Below are 14,678 nucleotides of genomic sequence, written 5' to 3'. Positions count from 1 at the left end.
TCAGAATGCGTAGATGAGTTGGGTCGCGAGCAGGTCGTTCGACTTCGCATACGACCCGTCGTGACGCAGGAAGACCTTGTTGCTCGCCCAGTCGTGCCGGTATTCGACCTTCACCGTCACCTGCTGGGTCGGATAGAACAGCAGGTCGAACGCGGCGGCCTGACGCGTCGCGCCCTTGCACTCGAAGCCGACGCCGCCGTTCGCCTTCGACAGCGCGAGGCAGTCCGCGTCGATGCCGAAGCCGTTGTTCGGATCCATCCCGTTGCCGTTCAGGCCGATCGACGACCCGCCGCCGCCGTTCTTCCGGTTCACGAGCAGGTCGTAGCGCAGCGTCGCGCCCATCCGGCCGACCACCGGCGCATTGAACTTGCGGTGCGCGAGCAGCGACAGCCCGAACCACTGCGCGAGCCCGCCGTTGAACGCGCCGTGCTGCTGCTGGCCGTAGTCGATCTCGGCGTTGTACTGCGCGTCGGCGAGCGTGTAGGTTGCGTCGGCTTCGCCGAAGAAGAACGCGCCGTACGCGCTCGGCGCGTTGCCGCCGACGCCGTAGCGCACGTTGCCGGTCGCCGGATCGATCGCGCTCGGCAGCGTCTGGCGGCCGATGTTGATCGAGCCGCCGATATCGAGCGCGCTGCCGCGCATGTAGTCGACGCGCGCGGTGAAGGTCGGCACCTTGTTGCTCGTCGTGATCGGATCGCCGAGCGCGTTGACGCCCGTCTGCGTGACCGCGCCCGCGCTGCGGAACTGCTCGTTGCCGACGAAGAACTTCCACGCCCAGTGGCCGTCCGCGCTCTGGTAGTTGATGCCCGCGCCGATCGACGAGCCCGGATCGGAGAAGTCGTACAGCAGGTTGTGCGTGAGCGTGAGCATCTGGCTCGACTGCTGGTACTCGTAGCCGCCGAAGCCCAGCACGAGCCCGCCGACGAACGCCGTCGTGCCCGACAGCGGCACCGTGACGACCGCCGTATTCACGATGTCGAGCCCGCTCGCGCCGCTGCCCGTCATCATCGACAGGCCCGCGCCGCGGTTCGGCATCAGCGTGATTTCCGCGGATGGCGCGGTCGGGCCAACGCCGAACGTCTTCTTGATGTCGAGGAATACGTCGCCGAACGTGCTGTTGTAATAGGTGTACGCGTTCTCATGGTTCGCGAACTGGAACGACGACGTGCCGGCACCGCGGTTGTATACGTAAGTCGGGTCGAGGTAGCCGGTCACCGACAGCCCCGCGATCGGGCCCGTGCGCGCCGCGTCGGTCAGCGAATCGACCTTCAGTTGCTGGTTCGCGACCTGCTGGCGGAGTTCCGTCACGTCGTCATTGGTCAGCACGGCCGGCGCCTGCCCGTAGCCGGGCGCCGACGCATCGGCCGTGGCCGCGCCGGTCGCCGCATTCGACGCGTTCGGCGCGGCCGCCGGTTTCGCGGCGAGTTGCGCTTGCATCGCGCTCATCTGCCGCTGCAGCACGGCGAGCTGCTGCTGCAGCGCCCTGATCTGGTCGGCGCTCGAATTCGCGGCGGCGAGCCCCGGCAGCGCACTGGCGATCAGCGCGCAGAGATACTTCTTCTTCATGGAAAGTCTCCTTGTCGTTCTTCACTTCACGGGATGCGGTGCGGGGGCGTGCCGAGGGTGCGCGGCCGACGGGCGCGCAGGCGGCGATGCGGACGATGAAGCAGCGTCCGGCACGGACGCCGCGTGCCAAGCACGCGCATCGCGCGCGTGCCGCCGCTCGCGGGCCAGCATCGCGCGGTTCACGACGACGACGCCGATCGTCACGACCGTGATGAACACCGTTGCGAGCGCATTCATTTCCGGATTCAACCCGAGCCGCACGCGCGAGAACACGACGAGCGGCAGCGTCGTCGAACCGGGGCCCGACAGGAACGCGGACAGGATCACGTCGTCGATCGACACGGTGAACGCGAGCAGCCAGCCGGACACCAGCGCCTGCGCGATCAGCGGCAGCGTGATCACGAAGAACACTTTCCACGGCCGCGCGCCGAGGTCGAGCGCGGCTTCCTCGATCGAGCGGTCGAGCTCCTTCACGCGCGACTGCACGATCACCGCGACGAACGACAGGCACAGCATCACGTGGCCGATCCAGATCGTCAGCCAGCCGCGCCCGGCCGGCCAGCCGAAGGTCTGCTGCATCGCGACGAACAGCAGCAGCAGCGAGATGCCCTGGATCACTTCCGGAATCACCAGCGGCGCGTTGATCATCGCCGCATAGAGCGTGAAGCCGCGAAAGCGCCCCATGCGGGCCAGCACGAAGCCGGCCCACGTGCCGATCGCGACCGACGCGGTCGCCGTCAGCAGCGCGATCTTCAGCGACAGCCACGCGGCCGCGAGCAGTTCGCCGTCGTGCAGCAGCGCGCCGTACCACTTCAGCGAGAAACCCGACCACACCGTCACGAGCTTCGACTCGTTGAACGAATAAACGACGAGACTGACGATCGGCACGTACAGGAACAGGAAGCCCGCGCCCAGCACGCACGCGGACAGGATGCGATTCGCGCGCGTCATTTCTGCGCCTCCGCTTCGGTCTGGCTGTAATGGAGCAGCGCCATCGGCACGAGCAGCAGCAGCACCATCGACACCGTCACGGCGGACGCCATCGGCCAGTCCATGTTGTTGAAGAACTCGTCCCACATCACGCGGCCGAGCATCAGCGTGTTCGCGCCGCCGAGCAGCTCGGGAATCACGTACTCGCCCACTGCCGGGATGAACACCAGCAGGCTGCCCGCGACGATGCCGTTGCGCGACAGCGGCAGCGTGATGCGCCAGAACGCGGACCACGGCGTTGCGCCGAGATCGTTGGCGGCCTCCAGCAGCGTGAGGTCCATCTTCACGAGGTGCGCGTACAGCGGCATCACCATGAACGGGAGATACGAATAGACCATCCCGATGTAGACGCCCGCGTCGGTGTGATACAGGCGCAGCGGCGTCGCGATCGCGCCGAGCGCCGCCAGCGCGTGATTCAGCAGCCCGTCGTCCTTCATGATCCCGACCCACGCATACACGCGGATCAGGAACGACGTCCAGAACGGCAGCATCACGGCCATCATCAGCAGGTTGCGGCGGGCCGGCGCCGAGCGCGCGATGCAGTACGCGATCGGATAGCCGGCCAGCAGGCACATCAGCGTCGACGCAGCGGCCATCTTCAGCGAGCTGACGTAGGTGTTCAGGTACAGGTCGTCCTGCAGCAGCAGCGCGTAGTGCTTCAGCGACAGCACGACCTGCACCGTGCCCGCCTCCAGCCGCGCGAGCGCGGTGTACGGCGGAATGCCGAGCATCTGGTCGGCGAAGCTGATCTTCAGCACCAGCACGAACGGCAGCGCGAAGAAGACCGCGAGCCACAGGAACGGCACGCCGATCGCGACGTTGCGGCCGGATGGCAGGAAGCGCGATAGTGCGGCGAAACGGTTGTTGTGCGAGGCTGCTGCCGTAGCAGCTAATGCGCCGGTCGACACCGGCGCGGACGGAGTGGAAGCGGAGGTTCTCATCGTGTCGTCCTCACTGCGTCAGCACGACGCCGCTGGCCGGCGACCACGACACGAACACGTCGTCGTTCCACGAAGGCGCACTGTCGGTCATCAGGTGCGAGCTCGACAGGTTCGACACGACCGTCTTGCCGCTCGGCAAGCGCACGTGGTACAGCGAGTAGCTGCCCATGTACGCGATGTCGGTGACGACGCCACGCGCCCAGTTGTGCTTCGAGCCCGGCTTGTCGCGCGATACGTGCACGCGTTCCGGGCGCACCGAGATGCCGACCGGCATCCCGAGCGGGCCGGTCACGCCGTGGCTCACGTACATGCGCGCCTCGAGGTCGTCGCTCTCGACGAAGATGTGATCGGGCTCGTCCTCGACGACGCGGCCTTCGAACAGGTTCGTCGAGCCGATGAATTCGGCCGAGAAGCGGCTGTTCGGGAATTCGTAGACTTCGCCGGGCGAGCCGATCTGCACGATCTTGCCTTCGCTCATCACCGCGAGGCGGCTCGCCATCGTCATCGCTTCTTCCTGGTCGTGCGTGACCATCACGCAGGTCACGTCGACCTTCTCGATGATGTTCACGAGTTCGAGCTGGGTCTTCTGGCGGATCTTCTTGTCGAGCGCCGACATCGGCTCGTCGAGCAGCAGCAGCTTCGGGCGCTTGACCAGCGAGCGTGCGAGCGCGACGCGTTGCTGCTGGCCACCGGAAAGCTGGTGCGGCTTGCGCTTCGCGTACTTGCTCATCTGCACGAGCGCGAGCGCGTCGGCCACGCGCTCCTTGATCTCGTGCTTCGGCGTGCCTTCCTGCTTCAGGCCGAACGCGACGTTCGATTCGACCGTCATGTGCGGGAACAGCGCGTACGACTGGAACATCATGTTCACCGGGCGGCGGTACGGCGGCAGCGATGCGAGGTCTTCGCCGTCGACGAAGATCTTGCCGGAGGTCGCCGTTTCCAGCCCGGCGAGCATGCGCAGCAGCGTCGACTTGCCGCAGCCCGAGCTGCCGAGCAGTGCGAACAGTTCGTTTTTCGCGATCGTCAGGTTCACGTTGTCGACGGCCGTGCTGTCGCCGAATTTCTTCACGACGTTTTCGATGCGCACGAAGGCGTCGTGGCGCGCGCCGGTCGCGGCCGGCGCATCCGGGAGGAGCTGGATCATCGTCGTCGCCCTCAACCGCCCGACTTCAGCTGCAGCCACAGACGGTTCTGCATCCGCGCGATGTCGGCGCTTCTCGGCATCGCGAGCGACGTCTTCGCGAGCGTGCCGTCAGGCAGGTAGACGTTCGAATCCTGTGCGATCGCCGGCGTCACGAACGCGCGCGCGGCCTTGTTCGCGCTCGGATAGAAGATCTCGTTCGTGATCGCCGCGTTGGTCTTCGGATCCTCGATATAGTTGATCCACTTCAGCGCGGCTTCCGGGTGCGGCGCATCCTTCGGGATTGCCATCACGTCGAACCACAGCAGGCCGCCTTCCTTCGGATTCACATAGCGGATTTCATACGAACGCTTCGCGTCCTGCGTGCGCCGCCGCGCGATGCTGACGTCGCCCGACCAGCCGAGCACGACGCACACGTCGTTGTTCGCGAGATCGTCCGCGTAGCCGGCCGAGCTGAACTGCGTCACGTACGGGCGGATCTTCTTCAGCACGTCGTAGGCCGCCTGGTAGTCGGCCGGGATCTTGCTCTCCGGATCCTTGCCCATGTACTGCAGCGCCGCCGCGAACGCGGCGTCCGGCGCATCGAGCAGCGAGATGCCGCAGCCTTTCAGCTTCGCCGCGTTCGCCGGGTCGAACAGCAACGCCCAGCTGTCGGTCGGCGCCGCGTCGCCGAGCCGCTTGCGGACCGCCTCGACGTTGTAGCCGATGCCCGTCGTGCCCCACGCCCACGGCACGCCGTACTGGTTGCCCGGGTCGGCCTTCGCCATCATCTTCATCAGCGCCGGGTCGAGGTTCGCGAGATTCGGCAGCTTCGACTTGTCGAGTTTCTGGTACACGCCGGCCTGGATCTGCTGCGCGAGATAGTTCGACGTCGGCACGACGATGTCGTAACCCGAGCTGCCCGCGAGCAGCTTGGTCTGCAGCGTATCGTCGCTGTCGTAGCTGTCGTAGCGGACCTTGATGCCCGTCTGCTTCTCGAAGTTCGGCACCGTGTCCTTCGCGACATACTCCGACCAGTTGTACACGTTCAGGTTGGACTCGCCCGCGTGGGCGGACAGGCCGGCCGCGAAGGCGAGCCCCGCCGAGGTGGCGAGCGCGGCGCGGAAGGCCGGACGACGGCGGATACGGATACGCATGGGGATTCTCCTTGTGATGGGGATCGGCCGTTGCGCCCGGTCCGGTCCGGACTCGCGTCAACGCCGTCGAGCGGTGTTCAGCACAAGGGTCAATGTAGAGATCGCGGCCTGCAGCGTCAGTCCCGAAAACCGGGACAAACGTCGACGTCGGCCGGGGCCGCTTGGGTAGATTCCCGCGTAGGCAGTCGAAAATATTCGTGATACCTGTAGCGCCACCTGAAATCTTCGAAACACCACGCCATGAGCGCTGCGCTGCCCGCCCCCGATCTCCCGCTGAGCCACGTCGCATTCGTGACCGAAACGCTCGGCGACATCGCGCAAGCCGTCGGGACGCCGCAGTTCATGCGCGCCGTCTACGACACCCTCGTGCGCTACGTCGACTTCGACGCCGTGCATCTCGACTACGAACGCAGCGCGTCGTCGGGCCGACGCAGCGTCGGCTGGATCGGCAGCTTCGGCCGCGAGCCCGAGCTGGTCGCGCAGGTGATGCGCCACTACTACCGCAGCTATGCGAGCGACGACGCCACGTACGCGGCGATCGAAACCGAAAGCGACGTGCAGTTGCTGCAGGTATCGTCGCAGCGCGTCGCGAGCGAGCTCCGGCATTTGTTCTTCGATGCCGGCGACATTCACGACGAATGCGTGGTCGCGGGCGTGACGGGCGGCACGCGCTACTCGATCTCGATCGCGCGTTCGCGGCGGCTGCCGCCGTTTTCGCTGAAGGAGCTGAGCCTGCTGAAACATCTGTCGCAGGTCGTGCTGCCGATGGCGTCCACGCACAAGCGCCTGCTCGGCGCGATCTCCGCCGACGAAGGGCAACGCGACGAACTCGATCTCGATCTCGTCGCGCAATGGCTGCCGGAATGGCAGGAACGGTTGACCGCTCGCGAGATGCATGTGTGCGCGTCGTTCATCCAGGGCATGACGTCGGCCGCAATCGCGCAGGCGATGGGGCTCAAGACGTCTACCATCGACACGTATGCGAAACGCGCATTCGCGAAGCTCGGCGTCGAGTCGCGCAGGCAACTGATGACGCTCGTGCTGAGAAACGCGTCGCGGCGGCACGACGCGTAGGTTCCCCCCGCGCACCGGGCGCCGACCGCCGGTCCGTTGCGCGCGCATCCATCTTCGCGCCGCCTCATAACGATTCGAAAATTTGTTGGTTCCCTCGACGATGCGCTGTCCGTATCGTTCACCGACTCGTCAGACAAATCGACCAACGGGGGAATCCGACCATGAAACGAATCCGCTCATTCGCACTGCTCGCGCTGCCGGCCGCGCTCCATGCCGCCGGCGTGCACGCGCAAAGCAGCGTCACGCTGTACGGCATCGCCGACGCCGGCATCGCCTACGTGCACAACGCGCAGGACGCGAGCGGCGGCAACGCGTCGAGCCTCGTCAAGTTCAGCAGCGGCAACCTGTCGGGCAGCCGCTGGGGACTGCGCGGCATCGAGGATCTCGGCAGCGGCCTGTCCGCGCTGTTCCAGCTGGAGAACGGCTTCAACATCGGCACCGGCGCGCTCGGCCAGGGCCAGCGCGAATTCGGCCGCAAGGCCGTCGTCGGCCTCGCGAGCAGCACGTACGGCACCGTGACGCTCGGCCGCCAGTACGATCCGATCGTCGATCTCGTGCAGGGCCTCACGCAGGACAACTACTTCGGCGGCGTCTTCTCGACGCCGGGCGACCTCGACAACTACGACAACAGCCTGCGCGTCAGCAACTCGGTGAAATACACGAGCCCGCTGATCTCGGGCTTCCAGTTCGCGGCACTGTACGGCTTCGGCGGCGTCGCGGGCGCCACCGGCAACGGCCGCACGTACAGCTTCGGCGCGAGCTACGCGAACGGCCCGCTGTCGCTCGGCGCCGGCTTCTTCTACGCGAACGGCGGCTCGACGGTCGCGAATGGCGTGCGCACGTGGTCGAGCAGCTCGGACACGCTGTTCAACACCGTGATCAACCAGGGCTTCTCGAGCGCGAAGTCGATCCAGATCGTGCGCGTGGCCGGCCAGTACGTGGCCGGGCCGGCGACCTTCGGCCTCGCGTATTCGAACACGCAGTACGGCGCGGACACGCTGTCGGCGTTCAGCCAGAACGCGAAGTTCAACAACGGCTCGGCGTTCTTCAACTGGCAGTTCTCGCCGGCGCTGCGCGCGGGCGTCGGCTACAACTACACGTCGCTGACGGGCCCGGCTTCCGCGCACTACAACCAGGTGAACCTCGGCGCGGATTACGCGCTGTCGAAGCGCACCGACCTGTATGCACTGTTCGGCTATCAGAAGGCGAGCGGCAACACGCTCGACGCGAGCGGTGCGACCGTGAAGGCCGCCGCGTCGGTCGGCTCGTACGGCGTGAACTCCGGCACCGATACTCAGGAACTCGCAATCGTCGGGATTCGCCACAAGTTCTGATCGCGAAGTCGCATCGCGACAGCCGGGCAGGCGCGCACCATGGTGCACGCCTGCGCCGTTTACGGCCGACATCGCAGCCGGCACGCATCTGTATCGCTATTTCGAACTCGACATCGCGCGGCCGCACGTGTCGCATGTGGAAGCGTGGTATGAACGGCAGAAGGCCCGGCCCGCGTATCGCACGCACGAGATGATCCCGTTCGACGGCCTGCGCGGGCCGCTCGATTACCAGGCGGGCGCACAGCGGCCCCGCTTGTTGGAAGGTTGTAAGAACAACAGCGTATTTTTCCGAGCGGTACGCCCGATAGATGCACACGCATCGCCGCGACGAATCTCGTCCCGGTACGGGTCATGGCTGACCAACCACACAGGCAATGTGATGAACGCTCAAGACGTCCCGGCCGACCTCGCGTTCGAGCCGGACAAGGCGGTTGCCGCACATCGAAACGCCGGTCTGGACGCGTCGCGGGCCTGCCTGACGTTGCTGGTGGTATTTCACCACTGCGCCATCACGTACGGCGCGATAGGCGGGTGGTACTACCACGAGGTGGCAGCAAGCCCCGCCGTGGAATCCGCGCTGCTGACGCTCTTCTGTGCGATCAACCAGGCGTTCTTCATGGGCCTGTTCTTTTTCCTGGCGGGCTACTACACGTCAGGGTCCATCGATCGCAAGGGTGCCGCCCGTTTCCTGGCGGACCGGTTTCTCAGGCTCGGCCTGCCTTTGCTGGTGTACGGCTTTCTGATCGGCCCCGCGACGATCGCACTGGCACGGTCGGGCGCGGGCCACTCGTTTGCCGATACGTTGGCGCGCCTGTGGCGGAAAGGCACGTTCGAGAACGGTCCCATGTGGTTCGCCGAGGCCTTGCTGATTTTCAGTGCGGCTGCAGCGCTCTGGCGCATCGCATTCCCGCGCACCGCGGATCGCGACACGGACCGAACCGTTCGGCAACCCTTCCCGTCCGACGGGACCCTGGCCGCCGCGGCATTGCTGACGGGTAGCGCGGCACTGGCGTTGCGGTCCCGATGGCCGGTGGGTGTCAATGTATGGGGGCTTCAGCTCGGGTACTTCGCCAGCTATGTCGTGTTGTACGCAGCCGGTATCCGGACCGCCCGCGTGCACTGGATCGAGCATCTGCCAGCGCGACAGGTCGGCCGGTGGTGGCGCGTCGCGCTGCTGGCGCTACCTGTCTTGCCGCTCGCCTACCTGCTCGCGAAACACGTTCCCGAATTGCGGGGCCGTCTGCAGGCAGTGGTCTACGCGTTTTGGGAACCGCTGGTCGCATGGGGAACGATACTGTTTCTCGCCCGCCATTTTTCAGCGGCGTTTCGATCGACTGACTGGCGTGTGGCGGCCACTGTCACGACGTGCATACACCATCTACATCATCCATCCGCCGGTGCTGGTGGCGACCGCCCTCGCATGGAGAGACGTGCCGGCGGCCCCGCTCCTGAAGTTCGCCGTGACCGGCTGCGTCGCTTGCGTGGCGTGTTATCTGATTGCCGGCCTCCTGCTTCGCTTGCCGAGGCTCGAGTCGATCCTGTAAAGACAGGCATTCCCGACGGATGCGCAAGAGGACGCGCGATCCAGCCGGCAGCGCCGGCCTAATGCCGCCGCATTCCGCCACCCCCGTTCATGCCGTTGAACTGATGCATGCCGCCGAACTGATGCATGCCGCCGAACCCGTGGCCCCCGCCGCCGCCGCCGATGAACGGGCCATGGTGAAAGCCCGCCCCCACCGGCATGCCGAAGTGGCGATGATCCATCCGGTTGAAGTGGTTGAAGTGATCGAAGTGATTGAAGTGGTGGAAACGATGGAAACGATCGACGAAGATGAAGCTCACGCCCGCGCCGATGAAAAGCGGCGGCCCCCAATACCACGGGTCGGGATACGGGTAGGCCGCCGCCGGGTACCACAGCACGCTGCCGTCGTCACTTTGCACGATCCGCCATGTGCCATCGCTTTGCAGGCACGCCCGCCCCACGATTTGCTGCTCCGTGCCGTCGATGTTCGCTTGCGCGACGACTGCGCGGCAGTTTGTTCCGTAGTCCGGCAATTCGTCATCCATTTGCGCAAGGACAGGCGCGGAAAGGCAAAGACACACGATGCCTATTCCGAATCGAAACATGTTGTACATGATCGGCTCCCGCAATGTAGCCCCCGACCATTTGACCGCCGGTGTCACTGGCGGCGCCCGGCACGCCGGTTTGCTTGCGCAGGATTCATCGCGCGGCGGTAACGGGCCGCCGCTTCGTATCGGGTCTCCTGACGGCTAAACGAAGCAGCACGCCCGGTTATTCCAGGGGTCGGGATGCGAATGACGGAAGCGGGAACCGCCGGCAATCGTTGCGACGGTCAGCGTCAAACCGGGCGTCTGACGACGTGGAAGGTAGCCGCTGCCGTGACCCCGAATACCAGATGGGCCACCAGCGTGATCGCGCCGCGAACCGGGATGAACCACGGGAAGATCGCCGTGAAGGCGTGCAGGTTGACGCCGTACAGGATGAGCCCGAACGCGCTGCCTGCGACAAGCGCGGCCCCGAGCGACATGTTCCGGACCACCTTCGCCAGCACGGCCGCATAGGCAAGCGAGAGCACGGCATGCACGAGTGTCGCGACACCCATGACGATCGGATCGAAGCCGGCAGACGGGCCGAGCACGCTGCGCCCCATCACGATGGCTGCCGTCAGGCGCGCGTCGCGAAACAGGTTCCGGATGGCGTCATCGCCGGCGATCGACCAGAGCAGCAGCTCGATGACGGTCGACCCGACCGCCGCGCCAAACGCTGCCCAGAGAATCGGGACCGGTCTGGTTCGTTTCAATTGGCGCCCCCATGGCGACCGGCCGATGCATCGAAGCGGCGTGCGGCCCATCCGCTGCGATTACGCTCGGGCAACGCGTGCCCGCGATACCGACCCGGGCCACCACGCAACGTTACGATGCCCCTTCGCAGTCCGTCCAGTACGCAAACGGATCGCGGTGCTTGGGATAATTCTCGTCAAGCCATTTCAGCAACGTCGCGCGGGCATTGTCCATATCGGCCTTCAACGACGAGGTCGTCAATTCGTGCACTTCGATGGACTTTTCCCGATCGATCACGAAGCAGTTCCAGTCGGGGCCATCGAGATCCGGATCGTCGGACGCCTTCGACGACTTGCCCCAGCCGAACCCCTTGCGCGCGTCGATGTAGTACCGCGGGTTCACTTTCAGATACGACATCTCGCCGCCCTGCAGGCTGCTCTCCGCGCGCAGCACATCGTGTCCGTCGACGATCTGCGTGACTTCCGGAAGCCGGCGCGATCGCCATCCGGCCGGCAGCTTCGCGATGGCCTGAACGCTGTCGTACGTCCCCCACTCGAGGCCCCACGCTTCGGCCATGCGCTTCATGAACGCATCCGCACCCGGATAGCCGCGCAGCTGGATTCTGGTCGACAGCGTCACTTCGACCCGGCCGTCGGCGCCGGCGGACGCATCGTCTCCCGCCGCATCGAACGGATTGCCCGGGCGTGACGCGCTCTTCGCGTCCGCCGGCGCAATGCCCGAGAACAACTGATCGAGCGCGGCACGCGCTTTCGACGACTTGTCTGGTCTGTTCATCGTGACCCTCCGGTGCATCCGAACGACTGCAAAATTGCTCGATTTACGTTCATCTCTCCAACCTCTTCGTTTTCCGCGGTCGCATTGTCGACGATCCCGCGGCCCATCTGTATGTACTCAGGCACAGGGCCCCGAGCGCGCCGCCGAAGCAAGCCCGCACGCCCCCACAACCTAACTCTGTTCCCCCAACGCCGCCCGCATCCGCTCCATCAACGCGAGCACCTCCGGCCGATTCTCCCCCTTCGCATGCACGAAGTGATACCGGAGCTGCGAATCGACCTCATGGCGGCTCACCCGAACGAGCGCGCTGCGCTTCAGATACGTGTCCGCGAGCGGCGTCCGCGCCAGCGCCACGCCGAGCCCTGCTTCGGCTGCCGCCAGCACCAGGTTGTAATCCTCGAAACGGCGATCCTGCGCCCGCGGCTTGAACGGAATGCCCAGCGCGTCGAACCAGGTGCGCCATCCGGTCAGGTCGGAATCGTGCAGCAGCGGCATCTCGAGCAGCGCCGCATCCCCGCGCCTGCGGCGCACCTTGGCCAGTTGCGCGGCGAGCCGCGGATGCGCGACCGGATAAAGCCGTTCCGGCATGAACGCGCGGGTTTCGAGCTGACGCCAGTTGCCGCGCCCATACCGGATCGACAGATCCGCTTCGCCGCCGGCGATATCCACGTTGCGAAGCTCGATGCCGAGTTCGATGCGCAACGCCGGTGCCTCGCTCTCGAGCGCCTGCTGCCGCTCGAGCAGCCAGAGCTGCGCGAATGCCGGCACCACGCTCATCCTGACCAGTCGCGGCGTACGCGGCGAGCGCCACTGATCGGCCGCGCTGTCGATGATCGCGAACGCCTGTTCGATCCGGCCGACGAAGCACTGCCCGTCCAGCGTCAGGCGCACGCCGCCAGCTTTCTCTACCTGACGCCGGCGGTTGCGACAGCGCTGTCGATGGTGCTGACGGGCGAACGGCCGGGCATCGCGACGGTATGCGGCGGCCTGCTGGCGATTGCAGGCGTGATCTTCGTCGCATTGCGCGGGCGTTCGTAGGATCGCGGTTGCATCGGATGACGTTACCCGCCCGACGATCCGGAAGCGGGCCGGTCCACGCGAGCCCCGGCATGTGCAAAACCGAGTGCATTGTACGGGCTTTCGACCTGCGCCAATTCGTTGGCATCGCCGGACTTGACCGTTAGTTGCATGTGACGGATATCGAACTCGATGAAGCTATTCCATGTTCCTGGCTGCGCGATGGCGAGTGCCCAAACTGTGCAGACAAATCGACCGAACAGTTCCCGACTGACCGCGCATCAGTGTGCATGGCTTCGCCCCTGCGACCGGCCGAATAATGGATGCGGACGTAAGGCCATCGACAGCGAACTGCAGCCGGTGGCCCGCTGCGGCGCACGATTTCCGGCATCCGGAACCGTCGAAATCCGGGCGCAAACCGTGCCGTGCTCGCCCCTTTGCGCGGTTCGCCGCAGCGCGCAAAATCGGCTTCATATATATTCATACGAATTGCATGGCGCCAGGCGACAGCCCTCCCGCTCGCCCGGGCGGCCCGTCACACGGCCGGGCGTGATGCAAGTGACGCCCATGATGGGTATGGAGACTCGTCCGATCGCCCCGGCCCGCAGCCGGCCGGTCGAGACGTCATTAGAAAGACATTCAATTCGGAGATGGCAGATGGAACGAAGCACTGTCGGCATGCGCTGCAAACCCCTGATCACCGTCGCACTGGCCGCCGCCGCATTCGCGGCCGCGTCGAGCGCAATGGCCGACCAGTTCGTGAAGATCGGCAGCGTCGAACCGACGACGGGCGGCATCTCGCACCTCGGCAAGGACAACGAGAACGGTGCGCGCCTCGCGGTCGAGGAAATCAACGCGAAGGGGCTGACGATCGGCGGCAAGAAGGTCACGCTGCAGCTCGACGCGCAGGATGACGCAGCCGACCCGCGCCAGGCCACGCAGGTCGCGCAGAAGCTCGTCGACGACAAGGTCGTCGCCGTCATCGGCCACCTGAACTCGGGCACGTCGATCCCGGCGTCGAAGATCTACAGCGACGCCGGCATCGTGCAGATCTCGCCGTCGGCCACGAACCCGACCTACACGCAGCAAGGCTTCAAGACGACCTACCGCGTCGTCGCGACCGACGCGCAACAAGGCCCGGCGCTCGCGAGCTACGCGCAGTCGAAAGGCGTGAAGAGCGTGGCGGTGATCGACGATTCGACCGCCTACGGCCAGGGTCTCGCGAACGAGTTCGAGAAGAAGGCGAAGGCGCTCGGCCTGAAGGTGCTGTCGCACGATGCGACCAACGACAAGGCGGTCGACTTCCGCGCGATTCTCACGAAGGTCAAGGGCGAGAACCCCGACGCGATCATGTACGGCGGCATGGACGCCACCGGCGGCCCGCTCGCGAAGCAGGCGAAGCAGCTCGGCCTGCGCGCGAAGATCCTGTCCGGCGACGGCGTGTGCACCGACTCGCTGGCCGAGCTGGCCGGCCCGGCGGCCGACAACGTGCTGTGCTCCCAAGCCGGCGCCGCGCTCGAGAAGATGCCGGGCGGCGCGGCGTTCGTCGCGAAGTACGAGAAGCGCTTCAACCAGGGCATCAAGTTCGATGCGCCGTTCGCGTACGACGCGGTCTACATCGCGGTCGACGCGATGAAGCGTGCGAACTCGACGGACCCGGCGAAGATCCTCGCGGCGATGCCGGCGACGAAGTACGACGGCGTGATCGGCACAACGACGTTCGACGCGAAGGGCGACCTGACCCACGGGATCATCTCGATCTACGGCTACAAGACCGGCAAGAAGACCTTCCTCGACCAGGTCAAGATGTAACCCGCCAGCGCGCCGGCACGACGGGAACGCCACCCGTCGGCGCCGGCGCCGCGCGGGCCGATTTCTGAAT

Annotated in this window: 12 protein-coding genes and 2 pseudogenes; 5 read left to right on the top strand and 9 right to left on the bottom strand. The window is 65.8% G+C overall.

From position 1 onward, the window contains the following. Genes LXM88_RS00980 through LXM88_RS00960 form a run of 5 tightly spaced genes read right to left on the bottom strand, consistent with a single transcriptional unit; the run spans nt 1 to nt 5,774 of the window. Nucleotides 1-1,566 carry a DUF3138 family protein gene (locus LXM88_RS00980; protein WP_262531232.1) on the bottom strand — a complete coding sequence of 522 codons (1,566 nt, stop codon included), beginning with the start codon at nt 1,564-1,566 and terminating at the stop codon, nt 1-3. A gap of 21 nt (nt 1,567-1,587) precedes the next feature. Further along, nucleotides 1,588-2,517, bottom strand: coding sequence for an ABC transporter permease subunit (locus LXM88_RS00975; RefSeq protein WP_262531230.1), 930 nt, complete (start codon nt 2,515-2,517; stop codon nt 1,588-1,590). Next, complete coding sequence (locus LXM88_RS00970) at nt 2,514-3,497, bottom strand: ABC transporter permease subunit (protein WP_262531228.1); 984 nt, start codon at nt 3,495-3,497, stop codon at nt 2,514-2,516. Before LXM88_RS00970 ends, LXM88_RS00975 begins: the two co-directional genes overlap by 4 nt. Before the next feature lie 10 nt (nt 3,498-3,507). Continuing rightward, entirely contained in the window at nt 3,508-4,641 is a 1,134-nt protein-coding gene (locus LXM88_RS00965) for an ABC transporter ATP-binding protein (RefSeq protein WP_262531226.1), read from the bottom strand. A gap of 11 nt (nt 4,642-4,652) precedes the next feature. After that, entirely contained in the window at nt 4,653-5,774 is a 1,122-nt protein-coding gene (locus tag LXM88_RS00960) for a polyamine ABC transporter substrate-binding protein (RefSeq protein WP_262531225.1), read from the bottom strand. A gap of 240 nt (nt 5,775-6,014) precedes the next feature. Between LXM88_RS00960 and LXM88_RS00955 the strand changes: the two genes are divergently transcribed. The 3 genes from LXM88_RS00955 to LXM88_RS00945 all read left to right on the top strand — a co-directional run bounded on the left by LXM88_RS00955 (nt 6,015) and on the right by LXM88_RS00945 (nt 9,788). Continuing rightward, the gene (locus tag LXM88_RS00955; protein ID WP_262531223.1) at nt 6,015-6,848 is read left to right on the top strand and encodes a helix-turn-helix transcriptional regulator; all 834 of its coding nucleotides are present in this window, start codon (nt 6,015-6,017) and stop codon (nt 6,846-6,848) included. Nucleotides 6,849-7,009: 161 nt separating this feature from the next. Beyond that, nucleotides 7,010-8,182, top strand: a complete 1,173-nt coding sequence (locus LXM88_RS00950; RefSeq protein ID WP_262531221.1) for a porin — start codon at nt 7,010-7,012, stop codon at nt 8,180-8,182. Nucleotides 8,183-8,318: 136 nt separating this feature from the next. After that, complete coding sequence (locus LXM88_RS00945) at nt 8,319-9,788, top strand: acyltransferase family protein (RefSeq protein ID WP_262531220.1); 1,470 nt, start codon at nt 8,319-8,321, stop codon at nt 9,786-9,788. Here the strand turns inward: LXM88_RS00945 and LXM88_RS00940 are convergent. From LXM88_RS00940 to LXM88_RS00925, 4 genes and pseudogenes are all read right to left on the bottom strand, one after another. Next, nucleotides 9,785-10,318 (bottom strand): hypothetical protein, encoded by a 534-nt coding sequence (locus tag LXM88_RS00940; protein ID WP_262531218.1) that lies wholly within the window; start codon nt 10,316-10,318, stop codon nt 9,785-9,787. The genes LXM88_RS00945 and LXM88_RS00940 overlap by 4 nt on opposite strands. 224 nt (nt 10,319-10,542) lie before the next feature. Next, the gene (locus LXM88_RS00935; RefSeq protein WP_262531611.1) at nt 10,543-11,004 is read right to left on the bottom strand and encodes a sodium:proline symporter; all 462 of its coding nucleotides are present in this window, start codon (nt 11,002-11,004) and stop codon (nt 10,543-10,545) included. Between the two features lie 112 nt (nt 11,005-11,116). After that, nucleotides 11,117-11,779, bottom strand: coding sequence for a nitroreductase (locus LXM88_RS00930; RefSeq protein WP_262531217.1), 663 nt, complete (start codon nt 11,777-11,779; stop codon nt 11,117-11,119). A 171-nt stretch (nt 11,780-11,950) separates the two neighbouring features. Then, nucleotides 11,951-12,679, bottom strand: a pseudogene (locus LXM88_RS00925) (LysR substrate-binding domain-containing protein); the annotation flags it as partial. Here LXM88_RS00925 and LXM88_RS00920 point away from each other — a divergent pair. Continuing rightward, nucleotides 12,665-12,817 (top strand): annotated as a pseudogene (locus LXM88_RS00920) (EamA family transporter); the annotation flags it as partial. The pseudogenes LXM88_RS00925 and LXM88_RS00920 overlap by 15 nt on opposite strands. A 636-nt stretch (nt 12,818-13,453) precedes the next feature. Next, a complete protein-coding gene (locus LXM88_RS00915; RefSeq protein ID WP_262531215.1) occupies nt 13,454-14,608 on the top strand; it encodes a branched-chain amino acid ABC transporter substrate-binding protein in 1,155 nt (384 codons plus the stop codon). Nucleotides 14,609-14,678: the final 70 nt, after the last annotated feature.

It is taken from the genome of Burkholderia sp. S-53 (genome assembly GCF_025560745.1).
GTDB lineage: Bacteria > Pseudomonadota > Gammaproteobacteria > Burkholderiales > Burkholderiaceae > Burkholderia > Burkholderia pyrrocinia.
Note: the sequence above shows the minus strand (reverse complement) of the source record. Positions and strands in the feature narration are given on the sequence as shown.

What these genes read in the sequence shown, in the direction of transcription:
- LXM88_RS00965 (WP_262531226.1), bottom strand. Translation starts at nt 4,641, where the DNA reads ATGATCCAGCTCCTCCCGGATGCGCCGGCCGCGACCGGCGCGCGCCAC.
- LXM88_RS00930 (WP_262531217.1), bottom strand. Translation starts at nt 11,779, where the DNA reads ATGAACAGACCAGACAAGTCGTCGAAAGCGCGTGCCGCGCTCGATCAG.
- LXM88_RS00980 (WP_262531232.1), bottom strand. Translation starts at nt 1,566, where the DNA reads ATGAAGAAGAAGTATCTCTGCGCGCTGATCGCCAGTGCGCTGCCGGGG.
- LXM88_RS00975 (WP_262531230.1), bottom strand. Translation starts at nt 2,517, where the DNA reads ATGACGCGCGCGAATCGCATCCTGTCCGCGTGCGTGCTGGGCGCGGGC.
- LXM88_RS00955 (WP_262531223.1), top strand. Translation starts at nt 6,015, where the DNA reads ATGAGCGCTGCGCTGCCCGCCCCCGATCTCCCGCTGAGCCACGTCGCA.
- LXM88_RS00950 (WP_262531221.1), top strand. Translation starts at nt 7,010, where the DNA reads ATGAAACGAATCCGCTCATTCGCACTGCTCGCGCTGCCGGCCGCGCTC.
- LXM88_RS00940 (WP_262531218.1), bottom strand. Translation starts at nt 10,318, where the DNA reads ATGTACAACATGTTTCGATTCGGAATAGGCATCGTGTGTCTTTGCCTT.
- LXM88_RS00915 (WP_262531215.1), top strand. Translation starts at nt 13,454, where the DNA reads ATGGAACGAAGCACTGTCGGCATGCGCTGCAAACCCCTGATCACCGTC.
- LXM88_RS00970 (WP_262531228.1), bottom strand. Translation starts at nt 3,497, where the DNA reads ATGAGAACCTCCGCTTCCACTCCGTCCGCGCCGGTGTCGACCGGCGCA.
- LXM88_RS00960 (WP_262531225.1), bottom strand. Translation starts at nt 5,774, where the DNA reads ATGCGTATCCGTATCCGCCGTCGTCCGGCCTTCCGCGCCGCGCTCGCC.